3 rRNA genes are annotated in these 1245 nt (G+C 44.5%); all 3 read right to left on the bottom strand.

The annotated features are described in order from the left end of the window. A 23S ribosomal RNA gene (locus LQE94_RS16140) occupies positions 1–439 on the bottom strand; the annotation flags it as partial. 512 nt (positions 440–951) lie between these two features. Continuing rightward, positions 952–1069 (bottom strand): 5S ribosomal RNA (gene rrf, locus LQE94_RS16135). A 71-nt stretch (positions 1070–1140) separates the two neighbouring features. Next, a 16S ribosomal RNA gene (locus LQE94_RS16130) occupies positions 1141–1245 on the bottom strand; the annotation flags it as partial.

Here is a 1245-nt window from a genome sequence, read left to right as displayed (position 1 = left end):
CATTCCCACAAGGTTTCTCGTGTCTCGTGGTACTCTGGATACCGCCATGTCAACTCGTCTTTCGCTTACGGGGCTTTCACCCTCTCTGGCTGGCTTTCCCAAAACCATTCTGCTAGACTTATTGAATCAATTCTGCGGTCCGAACCCCGGAGTGCACGCACTCCGGTTTGGGCTCTTCCGCTTTCGCTCGCCGCTACTCACAGAATCACATGTTGTTTTCTCTTCCTCCGGCTACTTAGATGTTTCAGTTCACCGGGTTCCCTTCCTAACGTTATGGATTGGCGTTAGGATACTTGAGGTTTGCTCAAGTAGGTTTCCCCATTCAGAAATCTCCGGATCAATGGATATTTGCTCCTCCCCGAAGCTTTTCGCAGCTTATCACGTCTTTCATCGGCTCTTAGTGCCAAGGCATCCACCATACGCTCTTATCAGCATAACCAACAGACAAGAAACACGGGTTGGTTTCTCATCGACACATACTAGCGTGTATGCGTTGGTAATAGGTCAATTTCTTTTAAGTCTGTTTTCTTCAGACTTTAGTTAATGTTTGTTAACATTACCTCGGATGTCTTGATTAGATATTTTTTAATCTTATCATCTATATTTCTTTGTATGCAATTTTCAAGGTACATAAAGATGCAAGCGTATCGAAAACAATTATGTGTGACAAGCTCGCTTGTCTAAGCATAAATGCTTTTCGATGCATTGGCATGTAATGCCATGAGCGATAAGACCTTTGGTCTTAGAGCTTCGCATCTATTCATTTTTCTGACTGACATTTATCAGTCATTAGAAAACTGAAATTTCTTTCAACTCTCTAATCACTGGTAAAACCAGTTATTCAAACAGCACTGCCCTGCTGATGGGGTTGGCGTTGATAAGTTGTTGCTCATCCTTGCCTGTATCTATATTGAATTCTCTCGACGGCGGTTCCGTCTTTTTTCTTTATAGATTTGGCGGCCACCTACTCTCCCACACCGTCTCCAGTGCAGTACCATCGGCCGTTTAGGTCTTAACCATCGTGTTCGGGATGGGAACGGGTGTTACCCCTAAACGCATCGCCACCAAAAGGTTTCATTATCAAGTTGTTTCTTGATAACTAAACAATAGACAACGATTCTTTACTTTTTTCTTCCTTAGAAAGGAGGTGATCCAGCCGCACCTTCCGATACGGCTACCTTGTTACGACTTCACCCCAGTTATCGGTCCCACCTTCGGCAGCTCCCTCCTTACGGTTGGGTCACT

The organism is Mediterraneibacter sp. NSJ-151 (assembly GCF_022487435.1).
GTDB lineage: Bacteria > Bacillota > Clostridia > Lachnospirales > Lachnospiraceae > Schaedlerella > Schaedlerella hominis.
Note: the sequence above shows the minus strand (reverse complement) of the source record. Positions and strands in the feature narration are given on the sequence as shown.